Source organism: Dactylosporangium sucinum, assembly GCF_014647515.1.
Taxonomy (GTDB): Bacteria; Actinomycetota; Actinomycetes; order Mycobacteriales; family Micromonosporaceae; genus Dactylosporangium; species Dactylosporangium sucinum.
Genome location: NZ_BMPI01000028.1, coordinates 123,564 through 138,018 on the forward strand (window position 1 = coordinate 123,564; position 14,455 = coordinate 138,018).

At 72.7% G+C, this 14,455-nt stretch carries 14 protein-coding genes; 6 read left to right on the forward strand and 8 right to left on the reverse strand.

Annotated features, from left to right (window positions below; genetic code table 11):
• Positions 1-4: 4 nt before the first annotated feature.
• The 6 genes from IEZ31_RS27270 to IEZ31_RS27295 form a co-directional block, all read right to left on the reverse strand.
• Positions 5-3,085, reverse strand: coding sequence for an ATP-binding protein (locus IEZ31_RS27270; protein ID WP_190252837.1), 3,081 nt, complete (start codon positions 3,083-3,085; stop codon positions 5-7).
• Between the two features lie 91 nt (positions 3,086-3,176).
• A complete protein-coding gene (gene pspAB, locus IEZ31_RS27275; protein WP_190252838.1) occupies positions 3,177-3,749 on the reverse strand; it encodes a PspA-associated protein PspAB in 573 nt (190 codons plus the stop codon).
• Positions 3,746-4,660 (reverse strand): zinc metalloprotease HtpX, encoded by a 915-nt coding sequence (htpX, locus tag IEZ31_RS27280; RefSeq protein ID WP_190252839.1) that lies wholly within the window; start codon positions 4,658-4,660, stop codon positions 3,746-3,748. The genes pspAB and htpX overlap by 4 nt, the downstream gene beginning before the upstream one ends.
• Positions 4,661-4,670: 10 nt before the next feature.
• Complete coding sequence (gene pspAA, locus IEZ31_RS27285) at positions 4,671-4,949, reverse strand: PspA-associated protein PspAA (RefSeq protein WP_190252840.1); 279 nt, start codon at positions 4,947-4,949, stop codon at positions 4,671-4,673.
• The gene (locus tag IEZ31_RS27290; protein ID WP_190252841.1) at positions 4,946-5,722 is read right to left on the reverse strand and encodes a PspA/IM30 family protein; all 777 of its coding nucleotides are present in this window, start codon (positions 5,720-5,722) and stop codon (positions 4,946-4,948) included. The genes pspAA and IEZ31_RS27290 overlap by 4 nt, the downstream gene beginning before the upstream one ends.
• A 215-nt stretch (positions 5,723-5,937) precedes the next feature.
• Complete coding sequence (locus IEZ31_RS27295; RefSeq protein WP_190252842.1) at positions 5,938-6,564, reverse strand: TetR/AcrR family transcriptional regulator; 627 nt, start codon at positions 6,562-6,564, stop codon at positions 5,938-5,940.
• 136 nt (positions 6,565-6,700) lie between these two features.
• On the opposite strand from IEZ31_RS27295, the gene IEZ31_RS27300 reads away from it, so the two are divergent.
• Together IEZ31_RS27300 and IEZ31_RS27305 are read left to right on the forward strand one after the other, a co-directional pair.
• Complete coding sequence (locus IEZ31_RS27300) at positions 6,701-8,059, forward strand: M20/M25/M40 family metallo-hydrolase (protein ID WP_190252843.1); 1,359 nt, start codon at positions 6,701-6,703, stop codon at positions 8,057-8,059.
• A gap of 50 nt (positions 8,060-8,109) precedes the next feature.
• Positions 8,110-9,867, forward strand: a complete 1,758-nt coding sequence (locus IEZ31_RS27305; RefSeq protein WP_190252844.1) for a prolyl oligopeptidase family serine peptidase — start codon at positions 8,110-8,112, stop codon at positions 9,865-9,867.
• A 12-nt stretch (positions 9,868-9,879) separates the two neighbouring features.
• On the opposite strand, the gene IEZ31_RS27310 is transcribed toward IEZ31_RS27305, so the two are convergent.
• Complete coding sequence (locus IEZ31_RS27310) at positions 9,880-11,262, reverse strand: diaminopimelate decarboxylase family protein (RefSeq protein ID WP_190252845.1); 1,383 nt, start codon at positions 11,260-11,262, stop codon at positions 9,880-9,882.
• Between the two features lie 261 nt (positions 11,263-11,523).
• Between IEZ31_RS27310 and IEZ31_RS27315 the strand changes: the two genes are divergently transcribed.
• Together IEZ31_RS27315 and IEZ31_RS27320 are read left to right on the forward strand one after the other, a co-directional pair.
• Positions 11,524-11,835 carry a DUF6092 family protein gene (locus IEZ31_RS27315; RefSeq protein ID WP_190252846.1) on the forward strand — a complete coding sequence of 104 codons (312 nt, stop codon included), beginning with the start codon at positions 11,524-11,526 and terminating at the stop codon, positions 11,833-11,835.
• Positions 11,832-12,392, forward strand: coding sequence for a nitroreductase family protein (locus IEZ31_RS27320; protein WP_190252847.1), 561 nt, complete (start codon positions 11,832-11,834; stop codon positions 12,390-12,392). The genes IEZ31_RS27315 and IEZ31_RS27320 overlap by 4 nt, the downstream gene beginning before the upstream one ends.
• Positions 12,393-12,408: 16 nt before the next feature.
• On the opposite strand, the gene IEZ31_RS27325 is transcribed toward IEZ31_RS27320, so the two are convergent.
• Complete coding sequence (locus tag IEZ31_RS27325; RefSeq protein ID WP_190252848.1) at positions 12,409-12,795, reverse strand: nuclear transport factor 2 family protein; 387 nt, start codon at positions 12,793-12,795, stop codon at positions 12,409-12,411.
• 132 nt (positions 12,796-12,927) lie between these two features.
• On the opposite strand from IEZ31_RS27325, the gene IEZ31_RS27330 reads away from it, so the two are divergent.
• Both IEZ31_RS27330 and IEZ31_RS27335 read left to right on the forward strand, forming a co-directional pair.
• Positions 12,928-13,803 (forward strand): LLM class F420-dependent oxidoreductase, encoded by an 876-nt coding sequence (locus tag IEZ31_RS27330; RefSeq protein ID WP_190252849.1) that lies wholly within the window; start codon positions 12,928-12,930, stop codon positions 13,801-13,803.
• Between the two features lie 11 nt (positions 13,804-13,814).
• A complete protein-coding gene (locus IEZ31_RS27335) occupies positions 13,815-14,324 on the forward strand; it encodes a nuclear transport factor 2 family protein (RefSeq protein WP_190252850.1) in 510 nt (169 codons plus the stop codon).
• The last annotated feature ends 131 nt before the right edge of the window (positions 14,325-14,455 follow it).

The window sequence follows — 14,455 nt, forward strand, 5'->3', positions numbered from 1 at the left end:
CCGCCTAGCGAAGACGACGGCTGTGGAGATCCTGTGGAGGCGGGTCTCCACAGCGGCTCACCAGCAGCCCGGCGCCCTGCTCGGCGGCGATCGCGGCGCCGCGCCGCACGTCCCGGTCGTCGCCGCGGGCCAGGCCCCGCACGCGGCGCAGCTCGGCGGTGAGCACCCGTTCGCCGACGGCTTCGGCCGCGGCGAGCCCGCCGTCGGCCAGCGCCGCCGCGGTCGCCGGATCGCCGGCCGTGAGGTAGGCGTCGGCCATCGCGGCGGTCGTGATCGTGCGCGTGGACCGCAGCCCGTGCCGGTAGATGGCCTCGCCCGCGGCCCGCATCGCGGAGAGCCGCGCCCGTTCGCCGTCGTGGACGGCCGCCCAGTCCGCCAGGAAGTCGCCGATGCCGACGAAGTGCGGCATGTGCTGCCGCTCGCCGATCTCACGGCACCGCCGGGCGGCCTCGCGGCCCGCCGGGGCGTCGCGCTCCTGCAGGGCCACCCAGGCCGCGAACAGCACGGCGTTGCCCCGGCCGTACGGATCGTCGGCGTGCTCGGCGAGTTGCCGCGCGGCCGCCAGGTCGGCGTGCGCCGCCGGCCGGTCGCCGCGCAGCGAGCGCACCAGCGCCCGGAAGTTGTACGGCGACAGCGTCGGGGTGCGCCCGACCTGCCCGCGCAGCCTTCGCGGCTCGACCGTGCGCAGCCGGTCGACAGCGATGGTGAGCTGCGCGTCGGCCTCGGCGAGACGGCCCGTGAAGTAGCCGACGACACCGAGCAGGTACGGCCCGGCGGCGGCGACCAGCGGGTCGTCGTCCGGCGCGGCGCCGGTCAGCCGGCGGGCCAGGTCGACGCCGATGGCGTACTCGGCCCGGTTGCAGGCGACCTCGCCGAGCGTCCACAGCGCCGTGCGCAGGTCGGCGCCGGGGCCGGCGAGCGGGAGCAGCCGCCGGGCGCGGGCCGCGGCCTGTTCGACCGCGTCGCTGCCCACGCCGACGGTGATCTGCAGCAGCGAGGTGCGATGCAGTTGTACCGTGAGCTCGGCCTCGGCCGCGTCCGGCGAGGTGGCGGCGTCGGGGGCGAGCCGGGCGGCGGCGCGGTCGAGGTGCGCGAGGGCGTCCTCGTAGGCCAGCCGCCACGTAGCGTCGTCGGCGGCCCGCCGCGTCCAGCGCAGGAAGTCCTCGCCGTGGCCGAGCCCGACCGCCTGCCCGTAGTGCCGGGCCAGCTCCGCCGGGGTCAGCCCGCCCAGGCCCGGCATCCCCGCGGCGGTGCCGGCGAGGCGGGCGTGCAGGACGGCCCGTCTCGGCGCGGCCAGCTCGGCGTAGGCGACCTCGGCGAACAGCGGGTGCCGGAACCGCACCGCGCCCGGACCGGCCCCGGCGATCAGGTGCGCGGCGGCCGGGGCGGCCAGCAGCTCGGCCGCGTCGGTGCCGCTCGCCGAGTTCAGCAGCCGCAGGTCGAGCTCGCGGCCGGCGACGCCGAGCAGGTCGAGACACTCGCGGGTGGCCGGGTCGAGTGCCTGCAGCCGCAGCAGGACCGCGTCGCGCACGCTCGGGGGCAACGCGTCCCGATCCCGGGACGGGCCGGCGGACGCGAGCAGCTCGGTGAGGAAGAACGGGTTGCCGCCCGTCCGGTGCACCAGCCGCTCAACGAGCCCGGCGGCCGGGGCCGCGCCGGTGCGGTCGTGCACCAGGTCGGCCACCGCGGCCGTGCCGAGGCCGCCGAGCCGCAGCTGCCCGCCGCCCGGGGCGCGGGCCAGGTCGGCGAGCGTGGCGATGAGCCCGGCGTCGTGGTCGTACGGCCGCGACGTGACGACGACCAGCACCCGGCTGCGGTGGACGGTGGTGGCCAGGTACCGCAGCAGCAGCCGCGAGTCGGGATCCGCGGCGTGCAGGTCGTCGAGGACGACGACCAGGCCGGACGGCTCGGCGACCGCGTGGACGAGCCCGGCGACGGCCTCATAGGCCCGGAACCGGGCCGCCGGGTCCGGCCCGTCGGCGCCGCTCGCCGCTTCGGCGGTGAAGCCGGACAGCGCCGTGCTCGCGCCGGGTTCGTCGGTTCCCGGCAGTACCGCGAGGCCGCGGAGGACCTGCGTCCACAGCCAGAACGGCGGCGCCTCGCCGAGGTCGGGGCAGCGGCCCCACACGACGGGGATCGCGGCCGCGGCGGCTCCGTCCGCGACCGCGGCGGCCAGGCTGGTCTTGCCGATGCCGGGCTCGCCGACGATGGTCGCGATGCGCCCGCCGTCGCGGCCGGCCGCCGCCAGCAGCTGCGCCAGCCGGGCCAGCTCGGCATCGCGGCCCACGAGCGACGTCCGGCGCGTCCCGCCCGCCGGAGCGGGCGCGGGCGCGTGCGCAACCGTGTGGGTGAGGATCCGGCGGTGCAGTTCGCGCAGCCGCGGGCCGGGCTCCACGCCGAACTCGTCGGCCAGCAGCAGACGGCCCGCATCGAACACTTCGAGCGCCTCGGTCTGCCGGCCGGCGCGGTACAGGGCGAGCATCAGCTGCTCGCGTCCCGCCTCCCGCGCCGGGTGCCCGTCGACGAAGCGCCGCAGGTCCGGCAGCACCGCACCGTGGCGCCCGCCGGCCACGGCGGCGGCGAGCCGGCCCTCCTCCGCGGTCAGCCGGGCCTCGGTGAGGCGGGCGACGTCGGGACGCACGGCGGCGAGGTCGGCGACGGCCGGGTCGCCACGCCACAGGCCCAGGGCTTCGGCGTACCACCGCTCGGCCGTGCCGGGATCGCCGTCGGCGAGCGCCCGGGCGCCCTTCTCGGCGAGCGCGGTGAACCGCACGGCATCGATCGCCTCGGGCGATACGCACAGCTCGTAGCCGCCGGTGTGGGAGCGCACGATCCGGCCCGGCGAGCGCGGCCCGCGACCGGGTTCGAGGGCGCGGCGCAGACCTGCGACATACGTCCGCAGCGTCACGAGCGCGCTCGAGGGCGGCGAGCCGTCCCAGAGCGCGTCGGCCAGCCAGTCGGCCGTGAGGAGCCGGTTTGGCCGCAGGAGCAGCAGGGACAGCAGCGCCTGCTGTTTCGGGCTCCCGACCGCGACCGGCTCGCCGTCGCGGGAGACCAGCAACGGCCCCAGGATCCCGAACCGCACAAGTTTCCCTCGTCGCTCCCGGCACAGATCCGGTGATCCTACCCGTCGCGCGGGCTCCGCGTTGCCGGCGCGATGTGTCGGGAAGCCGCGCCTACAGGGCCGGAGTGGTCCAGATCGGGAACCAGCGGCCGAGGTCCGTCTCGACGGGAAGCTCGCCGCCGAGCTGGGCCCGGGTCTGCAGCTCGAGGGCGTTGTCGCGGGTGTGGGCCCCGGTGGGTGCGAACGGGTAGAACGTGCCGCGCTTGAACAGGTAGACCAGGCCGAGCCGGCGACTGTCGGCGGCCCCGACGAACCCGATGATCGTGCACAGCAGGCTGGGCCCGTAGCCGGCGTCGGCGAGGGTGCTGTTCACCGCGTGCAGGTCCGTCACCAGGCCGGCCAGGTCGCTGCTCTCGTGCCGGCTGGCGATCCACGTGTAGCCGTACTCGTCCTGGCTGACGGCCACATTCCCGGCGGCGTCCGCGGAGAGCAGCGCGACCGCGTCGGTCTGGGCCTGCGTGGCGGCCTGGCCTTCGGCCGGCTTGAAGCAGACCGCGCCGACGCCGGTCGGGACCAGGTCCAGGGCCGCCTGCAGGGTGGTGGCCGCGGCCGGCACCCCGAACAGGGCGTCGAGGTCCGGCTGGACCGGCCTCGTGCGCCCCAGCAACGCGTCGAGGAATCTCATGCGCTCGGTGCCGCCTCTCCGAGTTCGGTCGAGATCTCGGCCAGCCGGTCCAGCCGCTGCTGCAGGCTCGGATGCGTGGACAGCAGGGTCGACAGGCTCGGCCTCGCCCCGACTGCGGGGGTGAAGAAGAACGCGTTGAACGCCTGAGCGGTGCGCAGGTCGCGGGTGGGGATGCGGGCCATCTCGCCGGTCACCTTCGTCAGCGCCGAGGCGAGCGCGGAGGGACGGCCGGTCAGCGTCGCGCCGGCGCGGTCCGCGGCCAGCTCACGATAGCGGGACAGGGCCCGGATCAGCAGGAAGCTCAGCGTGTACACCACCGCGGAGACGAGCATGACCAGCACGACCAGCAGGTACGTCTGGTCGGCCCCGCGGCGGCGCCCGCCGAACATCTGCGAGTAGAACATGAAGCGCGTGACCATGCCGGCCACGACGCCGAGGAACGACGCGATCGTCATGACCGCCACGTCGCGGTGTGCGATGTGGGACAGCTCGTGGGCGAGGACCCCCTCCAGTTCGTCGGTGTCGAGGCGCCGCATGATGCCGGTGGTCACGCACACCACCGCGCGCTCGGTGTTGCGCCCGGTGGCGAACGCGTTGGGCAGGTCGGTGTCCGCGACGGCGACCCGCGGTTTGGGCATGTCGGCAGCGGCGCACAGCCGGTCGACGATCCCGTGCAGACGGGGCTCCTGCTGCGGGTCGACGACCCGGGCGCGCATGGCCGCCAGGGCGATCCGGTCGGAGCAGAAGTACTGGACGGCCAGCAGGCCGCCCGCTATGACCACGATCGCGACCCACGACTTCAGCAGCGCGACCAGCACGGCGACGAACGCCACGTACACCAGCCCGAGCAGGAACACGGTCAGCACCATGCGGGCGGTCAGTTGGCGGTCGGGGCGGAACCGTGTGCGCATCGCCTGCTCCTCAGCCCGGGATGAGGCCCTCGTCGCCCAGCAGCGCGGCCACATCCGCCAGTTCGCTGTCGGGCGCGGGCAGGACCAGGTTGGAGACGGTCAGCACGTCGTCGGGCACGTGGGTGCCGCGCTCACGGACGGCGGCGAGCAGGTCGCCCAGCCCTGCGCGGAACGCGGTCGTGTCGCCGGCGTCGACGGCCGTCTGCACCGAGGCGTCGAGCGTGTTGAGTTCGGTCAGCGCGGACTCCGGCACGTCGTACTGGCCTTCCCCGAGAATCCGGATGATCATCGCTGGGCCTCCTCGTCCGACTGCCTCCCGCCCACGGCGCGGGGTTCCGGGCGGCCGCCGACGGCCGGCGCCGGCCGCCCGGCCTTGAGCGCCGCGAGCTCGCGGTCGACCCCCTGGTCGCCGCGCGCCGCGTCGAGCGCGGCCTGCAGGTCGTCGCGGCCGGCGGTCGTCGCGGTGGCGTCCTGGATCGCGCCCGAGGCGAGGAGCTCGTCGATCGCGCCGGCGCGGGCCTGCATCTGGGCGGTCTTGTCCTCGGCGCGCTGGACGGCCATCCCGACGTCGCCCATCTCCTCCGAGATGCCGGAGACCGCCTCACCCACGCGGGTCTGCGCCTCGGCCGCGGTGTAGGTGGCCTTGATGGTCTCCTTGCGCGTGCGGAACGCCTCCACCCGAGCCTGCAGCCTGGTGGCGGCCGTGGTGAGCTTGGCCTCCTCGGCGTTCAGCCCGTCACGCTGGGCCGCGATATCCCCCATCTGGGTGACGAGGGCGGCCCGGCGCGTCAGTGCCTCGCGGGCGAGGTCGTCGCGGCCGAGGTCGACGGCCTGCGCGGCCTGTTCCTGCAGCCGGTCGGCGGCCTGCTGCAACTGGGCGAGCTGCAGCTCGAGGCGCTTGCGGCTGGTGGCGACGTCGGCCACGCCGCGGCGGACCTTCGTCAGCATCTCCAGCTGGCGTTCGTACGAGTAGTCGAGCACCTCGCGGGGGTCCTCGGCCCGGTCGAGGGCTTTGTTGGCCTTGATCCGGAACAGATCGGCCAGGCGGCGGGCAATGCTCACGACACCTGTCCTTCCTCTCGATGCCGTTCGGCTTGTCCTCACGGTCAACCGGACGTGCGCAACGCCGGTTCGGCGCCACCTCCTATCTTGCTTCGGCGACGGCGCCGAAACGCGTATTCGGCCGCCGGACCGCAACTTTCACCACATCGGTCCCGCGGTCGATGTGCCGGACGCACAACCGCAAGGTTGCCGTCGGCCGCGGCCGACGCGGTGCCTCAGGTAGAGGTCTGCAGGACCTGGCGGATCTGTCGTCGGAGAACGTCCGAGGTCGCTCTCGTCCAGCGTTCGCGGAGGCGCACCCGGCGGTGGAAGTCGGCGTCGGCGATGGCGCTGAGCGACCGGGCGAGCGCTTCGATGTCAGTGTCGGGACGAAGCAGGCCGGCCGCGACGAGGCGCCGCAGACGTTCGGCCAGGATGGTCTCGAAGCGGTCGCTGATCTGCTGGTACGACGTGCGCACCTCGGCCGACGCGGTGAACGACGCGGCGATCAGCTGCCGCCACAGCTGAGGCGGTCCGAACGACTCGTCGATGCGGTTGTACCCCTCGACGAACCGGGTCATCGCGGTGACCGCGTCGTCACCCGCCCGCAGCGTGATCTTCGCCAGCCGGACCTCCACGTCGGACCACTCATGCTCGAACAACGCGAGGAGAAGGTCGTTCTTGGAGACGAAGTAGTTGTAGATCGTGGCCGGGGAGACCATGGCACGCCCGGCGATCTCCTCGATCGTCGTCGCGTCGACCCCGCGCTCCCCGAACAGCTGACGCGCCGCGTCGAGCACGGCGAGCCGGCGCAGCTGCTTCTGCCTCTCGCGCAGGCCAGGCTCTTCCAATGCCCACCTCATCCGCTCGAACGAACTCGCGGCCGAGCGCATCGTTCGGTTTGGAGCCGGCTTCAGCATCCCGACGGCGGAACCTTGACTGTAGTACAGGCGATATTTAGAGTCCACTCCACAATTCGATCGCGGAGGTGAACCGGCGGTGGCCGATCTCCAGAGCGTGCTCATCGACCTCGATGGACGTCACGACGTCCATCTCGCCGAGCTGGACCGGTACGTCTCGATTCCCTCGGTCAGCTCCGAAGACCGGGGCGTGCGCGAAGCGGCCGACCACATCCGCGGTCGCGCGGCCGCCTGGGGCCTTGAGACGAGGCTGCTGGAGACCGGCGGCCAGCCCGCCGTGCTGCTGCGCGGTCCGCAGGTCGACGGCGCGCCCCGCGTGCTGATCTACGGCCACTACGACGTGCAGCCCGCGGGCAGCGCCGATGACTGGCTGTTCGAACCGTTCAAGACGACGGTGCACGGCGGTCGCATCTACGGCCGGGGCACCGCCGACAACAAGGGCCAGCATCTCGCCCACCTCCTGGCAATCGAGTCATGGATCCGCCTTCATGGCTCGGCGCCTTGCAATGTCACCCTTCTGCTCGACGGCGAGGAGGAGGTCGGCAGCCCGAACCTCGCCGATCTGGTCCGCCGCAACGCGGGTCTCCTCGCCTGCGATCTCGTCGTCTGGAGCGACGGTCCGGTGCACGAGAGCGGACGGGCGACGATGAACTTCGGGGTGCGCGGCATTGTCCAGTTCGAGCTGATCGCACAGGGCGCGGCCGTCGATCTGCACTCAGGGAACTGGGGCGGGGTCGGGCGGAATCCCGCCTGGGAGCTGGTGCACCTGCTCGCGTCGATGAAGAACGACCGTGGGCTGATCACGATCGACGGTTTCACCGACGAGGTGATTCCGCTCAGCGGCGCCGAGGCGCGCGCGCTCGAAGCCCTTCCCGTCGACGATGAACAGCTCGCGGCGCTCAGCATCGGCCTCTGGGACGAGCCGGCCGAGCGACCGTTCTACGATCGGCTCGCGGCGCATCCGACGCTCACGATCAGCCGGTTCGAGACCGGCTCCTCGGGCGCCGACCGCGCGGTGATCCCGGCCACGGCGCGAGCCGTCTGCGACGTCCGGCTGGTCGATGCGATGACGGCCGACACCACGTTCGGGCGCATCGCCGACCACGTGCGCCGCCATGCCCCCAACGTTCGCTGCACGCTGCGTGGCGCGATGGAGCCGTCCCGCACGGACCTCGACTCAGCGTTCGTCGAACCCATCCGACGGGCATTGCGACTCGTCCACAACGAGGATCCCTACCTCGTGCCGGCCATGGGCGGCAGCCTTCCCGACTACGTGTTCACGAAGATCCTCGGCGTGCCGTCGATCGGCGTGCCCTTTGCCAACGCCGATGAGGCCAACCACGCTCCCAACGAAAACATCGAGTTGCATCGGTATCTCGCGGCACCGAAGATCGCCGCGGCGCTGCTGTCCGAGCTGTCGAAGGTGAGGGTCCGGTGACCGGCGACTGGCGTGCGGGGTTCCTCGCGCCTCGCCTCAGATGGGTACAGGTGGCGAAGACCGCGCGGTCGCGGGGGCTCGCGGCGCTGCAGGACGAGCACCGGCTCGAGCTCGCGGCGTGCGACTTCACCACCGGGGAGGTCCGCCGGCTCGGCGTGCCCACCGACGGGTTCATCGACTCGGCATGGGTCGCCGCCGACGCGACCTCCGCCTTCTTCCTCGCCGACGAGGGAGGCAACGAGCTCGGCCACGTCCATCGCGTGACGCTCGACGACACGAACGCGATCGGCGACATGACGCCGGGCCTGCCGGATTATGCGCTGCGCGGTGCCGACGTGAGCGCGGACGGCGAAACGCTCGTGCTCGACATCGTCACCGACGAGGGCTACGACCTGGTCTGTCTCCCCGCCCGCGGCACGCCCGTGGCCTCGCCCCGGCACCTCGTCCGGACGGTGCACGAGGCGTGGAACTGCCGGGTCTCGGCCGACGGTACGGTCGCCACGCTCGACACCACCGACCATGCGCCCGGCACCCGGCGCTTCGCCGTCACCGCCTACGACACCGCGACCGGTGCGGTCCTCGGCCGGTTGATCCTGCCGTCGCCCGGCGCGGCCAATGCCGTCTGCTTCTCGCCGCACCCGGGCGATCAGCGGGTGCTCATCGCGAGTCAGCGAGCCGGTGATCGATCGGGTGTCCTGGTCTGGGATCCCGTCGGCGACACCATCGTCGAGCTCCTTGAGGAGACCGCGGCGACGGTGGTCCCGCTCGACTGGTCGCCGGACGGGCGCCACGCCCTCCTCTGCGTCGAACTGCTCTCCGCGCAGTGGCTCGAGCGCGTCGACCTCCGCACCGGCGAACGAGAGCGACTCGACCTCCCGACCGGCAGTTTCCGCTCGCCGTACCTGCGCACGTCACAGTTCGGCGCGGGCGGCTCGGTGCTCGCGTCGCACGAGCACGGCATGTCCCCGCTGAGGCTGATCGCCTGGCACGCGCCGTCCCGGCACCGGGTGCTGCTCGGTGGAGACGGGTCACCGGACCGTGCCGGGTTCGAGCACGTTGTGTTCCCGTCGAGCGACGGTACGCAGATCCAGGGGTGGCTCGCCCGCCCGACCGGCACCGGCCCGTTCCCCGCGGTCGTGCACTGCCACGGCGGCCCGCACGTCAGCGTCGCCGACGAGTTCACACCCGCGGCCCGGGCATGGGTCGACCACGGCTTCGCCTATCTCACGGTGAACTATCGCGGCTCGTCGGGGCGGGGCCGCGCGTTCGAGGAGCAGATCCACGGCGATGTCGGCCACTGGGAGCTCGAAGATCTCGCCGCCGCTCACCGGTGGCTCGTCGACGAGGGAATCTCGGTCGGCGGTGAGATCCTCATCAACGGCGAGTCCTACGGCGGCTTCCTCGTGCTCTATGCGCTCGGACGCCAACCGGAGCTGTGGGCCGCGGGCATCGGGGAGGTCGTCCTCGCCGACTGGGAGCTGACCCACCACGACAGCCCGCTGGCGATGCGCCGCCTCGACGAGATGCTCTTCGGCGGGCCGCCCGAGACCCACGGCGACCTCTACCGTGAGCGTTCCCCGCTCACGTACGTCGACGAGGTCCGCGCTCCGATCCTGTTGTGGCAGGGCAGCAACGACACCCGCACGCCTCCGGGGCAGGTCGTCGCGTACGCCGAGCGGCTGGTCGCTCGGAACCACCCGTTCGAGCTGCACTGGTTCGAAGGCGGCCACGGCTTCGGCGACGAGGGTGGGCACCTCGCGCACCTCGACCGGGCGATCGCCTTCGCCCGGAACGCCGTCGGCGGCTGAGCGAACGCCGGGTCAGCGGCCCGTCAGCCGTGCGGGAATCCGGTCGCGGGCGAAGACCTCCGCCGGGGTCTCGGCCCGGCGGATCACCTCGGCCAGGTCGCCGCTGACCAGCACCGTCGCGGGCCGGGGAAACGCGTTGAAGTTCGTCGTCTGCGTCTCGACGTAGGCACCGGTGTTGAGGAGCGCGACGAGATCGCCGGCCGCGACGTCCCCCGGCGCGGGGACGCCGGCCGCGATGATGTCGAACCCGCAGCTCGCTCCGGTCAGGTCGACCGGCGCGGCAGGGGCCGCCGACACGCGGCCGGCGAGGACGAAGGGGTAGCGGGCGTGCTCCAGCACCACATCGGCGAGGAACTGTTCCGTCGTGTCCAGCTCCACCCACCGCCGATCAGGACGCTCGGGTGAACACCTGACGTTGACCACCCGCGTCAGATGGACGCCGGCCGGCCCGTAGACGGCCCGTCCGGGCTCGAGCTGGAGCGCGACGCCCTTGCTGTCGAAGCCGTGTTGCCGCAGGCTGGAGCGCACGGTCTGTGCGATGACCCGGGTGTACTGCTCCGGCGACGGCGGCTCCGGCGGGGCTTCCCGACCCGCGATCGCCTTTCCGACGGGACTGCCCCGCTCCGCGTATCCACCGCCGAGGTCGATCTCCGATGGACGCCAACCACCGCAGGCGGCTGAGATCCGCGCGATCTGGCGGACATGATCGCTGACCACGCCGACCCAGGTCGCCAGGCTCGTGGTATGCCGGCCGAGGTGCACGTGGGTCCCGACAAGACGCGCCCCGATGGAGTCCACGATCGAGCGTGCCGCCCGCTCGGCGTCCGCCAGAGCGAAACCGGGGCGGTACGCCGCAGCCAGCCCGGCGATGGAGTCACCGCGGTCGGAGAAGTCGCTCGGCCCGGCGAGCGTCTCGCCGCCCGGACGAAGCCGCAGTCGCACGAGCGCCGGCCGGGGCGCGCTGCCGGTCAGCGCCAGGACCAGGTCGACCTCGCGGAGGCTGTCGAGCGTGATCCGCACACCGTGCTCGATCGCAAGCCGGATCGCCTCCGCGGACTTGTTCGTACCGTTGAGCGACACGCAGGCGGGATCGACGCCGGTCGAGAGCGCGGCCCGCAACTCGTGCTCGCCGAAGGTGTCACACCCGACACCCTCCCCGTTGAGCACATGCCGCAGCGCCAGGCAGGTGTTGGCCTTGAAGGCCGGCAGCAGCGCGACCGGGCCGTCCGGCCACGCATCCTCCAGCGCACGCCTCCACCGCCGGGTGTCGCGACGCAGCTGCGTCTCGGACACGGCGAAGACCGGGGTGCCGAACTCGCGTGCGATCCGTCCGGCGCTCACCTCGTCGAGGAACAGCTCACCATCGCGGAACGAGAGGTACTCATGCAGGGGCATTCCATGATGATAGCCAAGTCTAATATTAGAGTCGCCTCTACATTTTCCGCCGCGTCGACGGCGTTGCTGCGCCTGAGCCGCCAGGCCCCGTCCACCTGGACTCCCGGCCGCCCGTTTCTCCACCACGAAGCCGGCCCGGGTGGGCACCGGTGCGTCCGCCTGCGTGACGAACGGCCCGCTCGACGGGTGTGGACGGGACCCTGCTGGGTAGTTCACGCCTTACCGCCGGAGGCGGGTTCAGGGTGACCGAGGAGAACGACGATGGTGCTCACCGAGGATGAGGCGCTCGAGCTGCTCGCCTATCTCGTCACCGCCGCCCGGACCCAGCTCGACGAGGCCGCGGAGTACGGTCCGCTGCGGCTGTTGACCGCCGCGCAGCGGCTCGCCGGCTACCTGGCGCCTCGGGTGTCGCCCGAGACGCGCTCGCTGCTGGAGGGCGCGATCCAGCGCGTGCCGCAGACGGCGACGCGCTCGGCCGACCCGGACGGGTATGCGGCCGCGCTGGACGCCATGTGCCGCGCCCTCGCCGAGCACCTCGTCGCGCGGTACGGCATCGATCGGAGTGCCGGGTGAGCCGCGACGCGCTCGAGGTCATCAGGACGCGCCGAGCCGTGCGCGCCATGACGAGCGAGCCGGTACGTCGTGAGCAACTGGAGCAGATCCTGGACGCCGCCGCGCACGCCCCGAACGCGGGCAACCGCCGCCTGCAGCGTCTCGTCGTGATCGACGATGACGCGACGCTGCGCGTGCTGCGCATGGTCTCACCCGGCATGCTCCAACGCCCGGCGGCGGCCGTCGTCATCTGCATCGACGTGGCACGCGCCGTGGAGTACGGCTTGCCGGCAAGGAGCAGCGGCCTCTTCATCGACGTCGGCACCGCCGCGCAGACGATGATGCTGGCCGCCCACGCGCTCGGCCTCGGGTCCGGACCGGTCACCTCGTTCAGCAGAGCCGCCGTCAGCACGGTCCTCAACCTGCCCGCCCGGTGGAGCCCCGAAATGGTCGTGTGCCTCGGTCACGCCGCCACGACGCAACCGTCTCCCGTGGGCCCGCACCGGCGGTCCACCTGGCGCGACCTCACCTACTGGGGCCGCCTGGGCAGCGATGCGACCACAGCGGCCGGCTCATGAGCCCGGCAACGGGCGTTCAGCCCGGGATCCGCTCCGCGAGCCCTGCGCGGGATTGCGGCGCCGGGAAGCGGGCCGCGAAGTACTGGGTCTCGTGCACGACCCGGCCGCCGGCGAACTCCATGATGCTCACCGAATAGGTGGGCGCGCCGTCGTAGGTGATCACGCATTCGCTCACCCACAGGTCGCCGCTGCCGCTGATGCGCAGCACGGTGAAGTGGCGGTCAGCGGGGTGGGCGCCGCGCTGGGCGGCGATCGTGGCGCGGCCGCGGAACCGTTCGCCGGATTGCGGGTAGTCCAGGATCGCGTCCTCGGCGTACACGGCGTGCTCCGCCTCGATCTCGCCCGCCTCTGACGCTCGCCAGTGCTCCTCGATCGCGGCGCTGGTCTGTTGATCGGTATCCACGGTGTCGGCCCTTCTCCTGCTGCTCGTCTGCGGCGCCCTTCCCCCAGCCGTGCCGCTCAACCCGTTCCGGGTATCCGAAGCCGCAACGCTCGACGTTCTACCGAACCAAGCAAGCGCTTGGTACGGTGGTGCATGCGGTTCGGCATCCTCAGTCCCGTCGTCTTTCGCCCGCCCGGACAGTTCAGCGCCTGGGAGACCGGCGCGGGCCCGGACGAGCTCGTCCAGGTCGCCGAGGCGGCGGACCGGCTCGGCTACCACCACCTCACCTGCAGCGAGCACGTCGGCGTGCCGGCCAGGATCGCCGCGCGGGCCAACGGCACCTACTGGGACCCGCTGGCCACGCTGGGCTTTGTCGCGGCGCGCACGACGGACATCCGGCTGGCCACCCACGTCCTCGTGCTCGGCTACCACCACCCGCTGGAGATCGCGAAGCGCTACGGGACCCTCGACCGGCTCAGCGGCGGCAGGGTGGTCCTCGGGCTCGGGGTGGGCAGCCTGAAGGAGGAGTTCGCCCTGCTCGGTGCCGACTTCGACGGCCGCGGCGCCGCCGCCGACGACGCGATCCGGGCCCTTCGCGCCGCCTGGGGACAGCCGCTGCCCGAGTACGAGGGCACCCACTACCGGTTCCGCGACTTCCTCATCGATCCGCACGCAACCCGGCGCCGGGTACCGCTGTGGATCGGCGGATACACCCGCCGTTCGCTGCGCCGGGCCGTCGAACTGGGCGACGCCTGGGTTCCGTTCGGCCTGCCGATCGAGCAGATCACCACCATGCTGGCCGCGGTCGACCGGCCGGAGGGCTTCGACGTGATCCTCACGCCGCCGCCGCTGGACCCGATCGAGGACCCCGGCGGCGCACGCCGCCACGTCGAGCAGCTGCACGCGGCCGGGGCCACGATGATGAACATCGTCCTGCGCCACCGCAGCGCGGAGCACTGCGTCGAACAGCTGGCGGCCTTCCGGCAACTCTTCGCGCAGGCGGAGTGGCCGGCCGGCACCGCACGTTGAGGAGGTACGGCATGCCAGAGCACGAACAAGCGATCGCCGCGCTGGAGCGCCGAGTGCGGGACCTGGAGGACCGGCTGGCCCTCATGCAGATCCTCGCCACGTACGGTCCCGCCGTGGACAGCGGTTCGGCCGCCCCGGCCGCGCGGCTGTGGACCGAGGACGGCGTCTACGACACCTATCCGGCGGTGCTGCACGGCCGGGCGGCCATCGCGGACATGGTCACCGGCGAGCTGCACCAGCGGCTGATCCACTCCGGCGCCGCCCACCTGCAGGGCCTGCCGCACCTGGAGGTGGACGGCGATCGGGCCGTCGCCACCGCCTACTCGCAGCTGGTGCTTCGCGACGAGGGGACCGACAGCTACCGGATCTGGCGCACGGGCGCCAACCGCTGGGAGTTCGTCCGCACCGCGCAGGGCTGGCAGGTCACCCACCGGGTCAACCGCCAGCTCGACGGCGATGCCGAGGCCCGGGACCTGTTCAGCGCGGCGGTCGACGAGCGCCGCGCTCAGGACGGGGATTGACACGCGCGGCCAGGTGCAGTTCGGCCGCACAGCCAGGCAGCCCTCCGAAACCTCCGAAAAGGGGATGAAAGGGGTGAGGTCGGTATACCTGCCAGCAGGTATCAGCGGGTGCGGAAACCCGCACCCGGGGA

Excerpts from the sequence above, each read along its gene's own strand:
- htpX (WP_190252839.1), bottom strand. The coding sequence starts at position 4,660 with ATGCGCACACGGTTCCGCCCCGACCGCCAACTGACCGCCCGCATGGTG.
- IEZ31_RS27330 (WP_190252849.1), top strand. The coding sequence starts at position 12,928 with ATGCGGTTCGGCATCCTCAGTCCCGTCGTCTTTCGCCCGCCCGGACAG.
- pspAB (WP_190252838.1), bottom strand. The coding sequence starts at position 3,749 with ATGAGATTCCTCGACGCGTTGCTGGGGCGCACGAGGCCGGTCCAGCCG.
- IEZ31_RS27315 (WP_190252846.1), top strand. The coding sequence starts at position 11,524 with ATGGTGCTCACCGAGGATGAGGCGCTCGAGCTGCTCGCCTATCTCGTC.
- pspAA (WP_190252840.1), bottom strand. The coding sequence starts at position 4,949 with ATGATCATCCGGATTCTCGGGGAAGGCCAGTACGACGTGCCGGAGTCC.
- IEZ31_RS27310 (WP_190252845.1), bottom strand. The coding sequence starts at position 11,262 with ATGCCCCTGCATGAGTACCTCTCGTTCCGCGATGGTGAGCTGTTCCTC.
- IEZ31_RS27295 (WP_190252842.1), bottom strand. The coding sequence starts at position 6,564 with ATGAGGTGGGCATTGGAAGAGCCTGGCCTGCGCGAGAGGCAGAAGCAG.
- IEZ31_RS27335 (WP_190252850.1), top strand. The coding sequence starts at position 13,815 with ATGCCAGAGCACGAACAAGCGATCGCCGCGCTGGAGCGCCGAGTGCGG.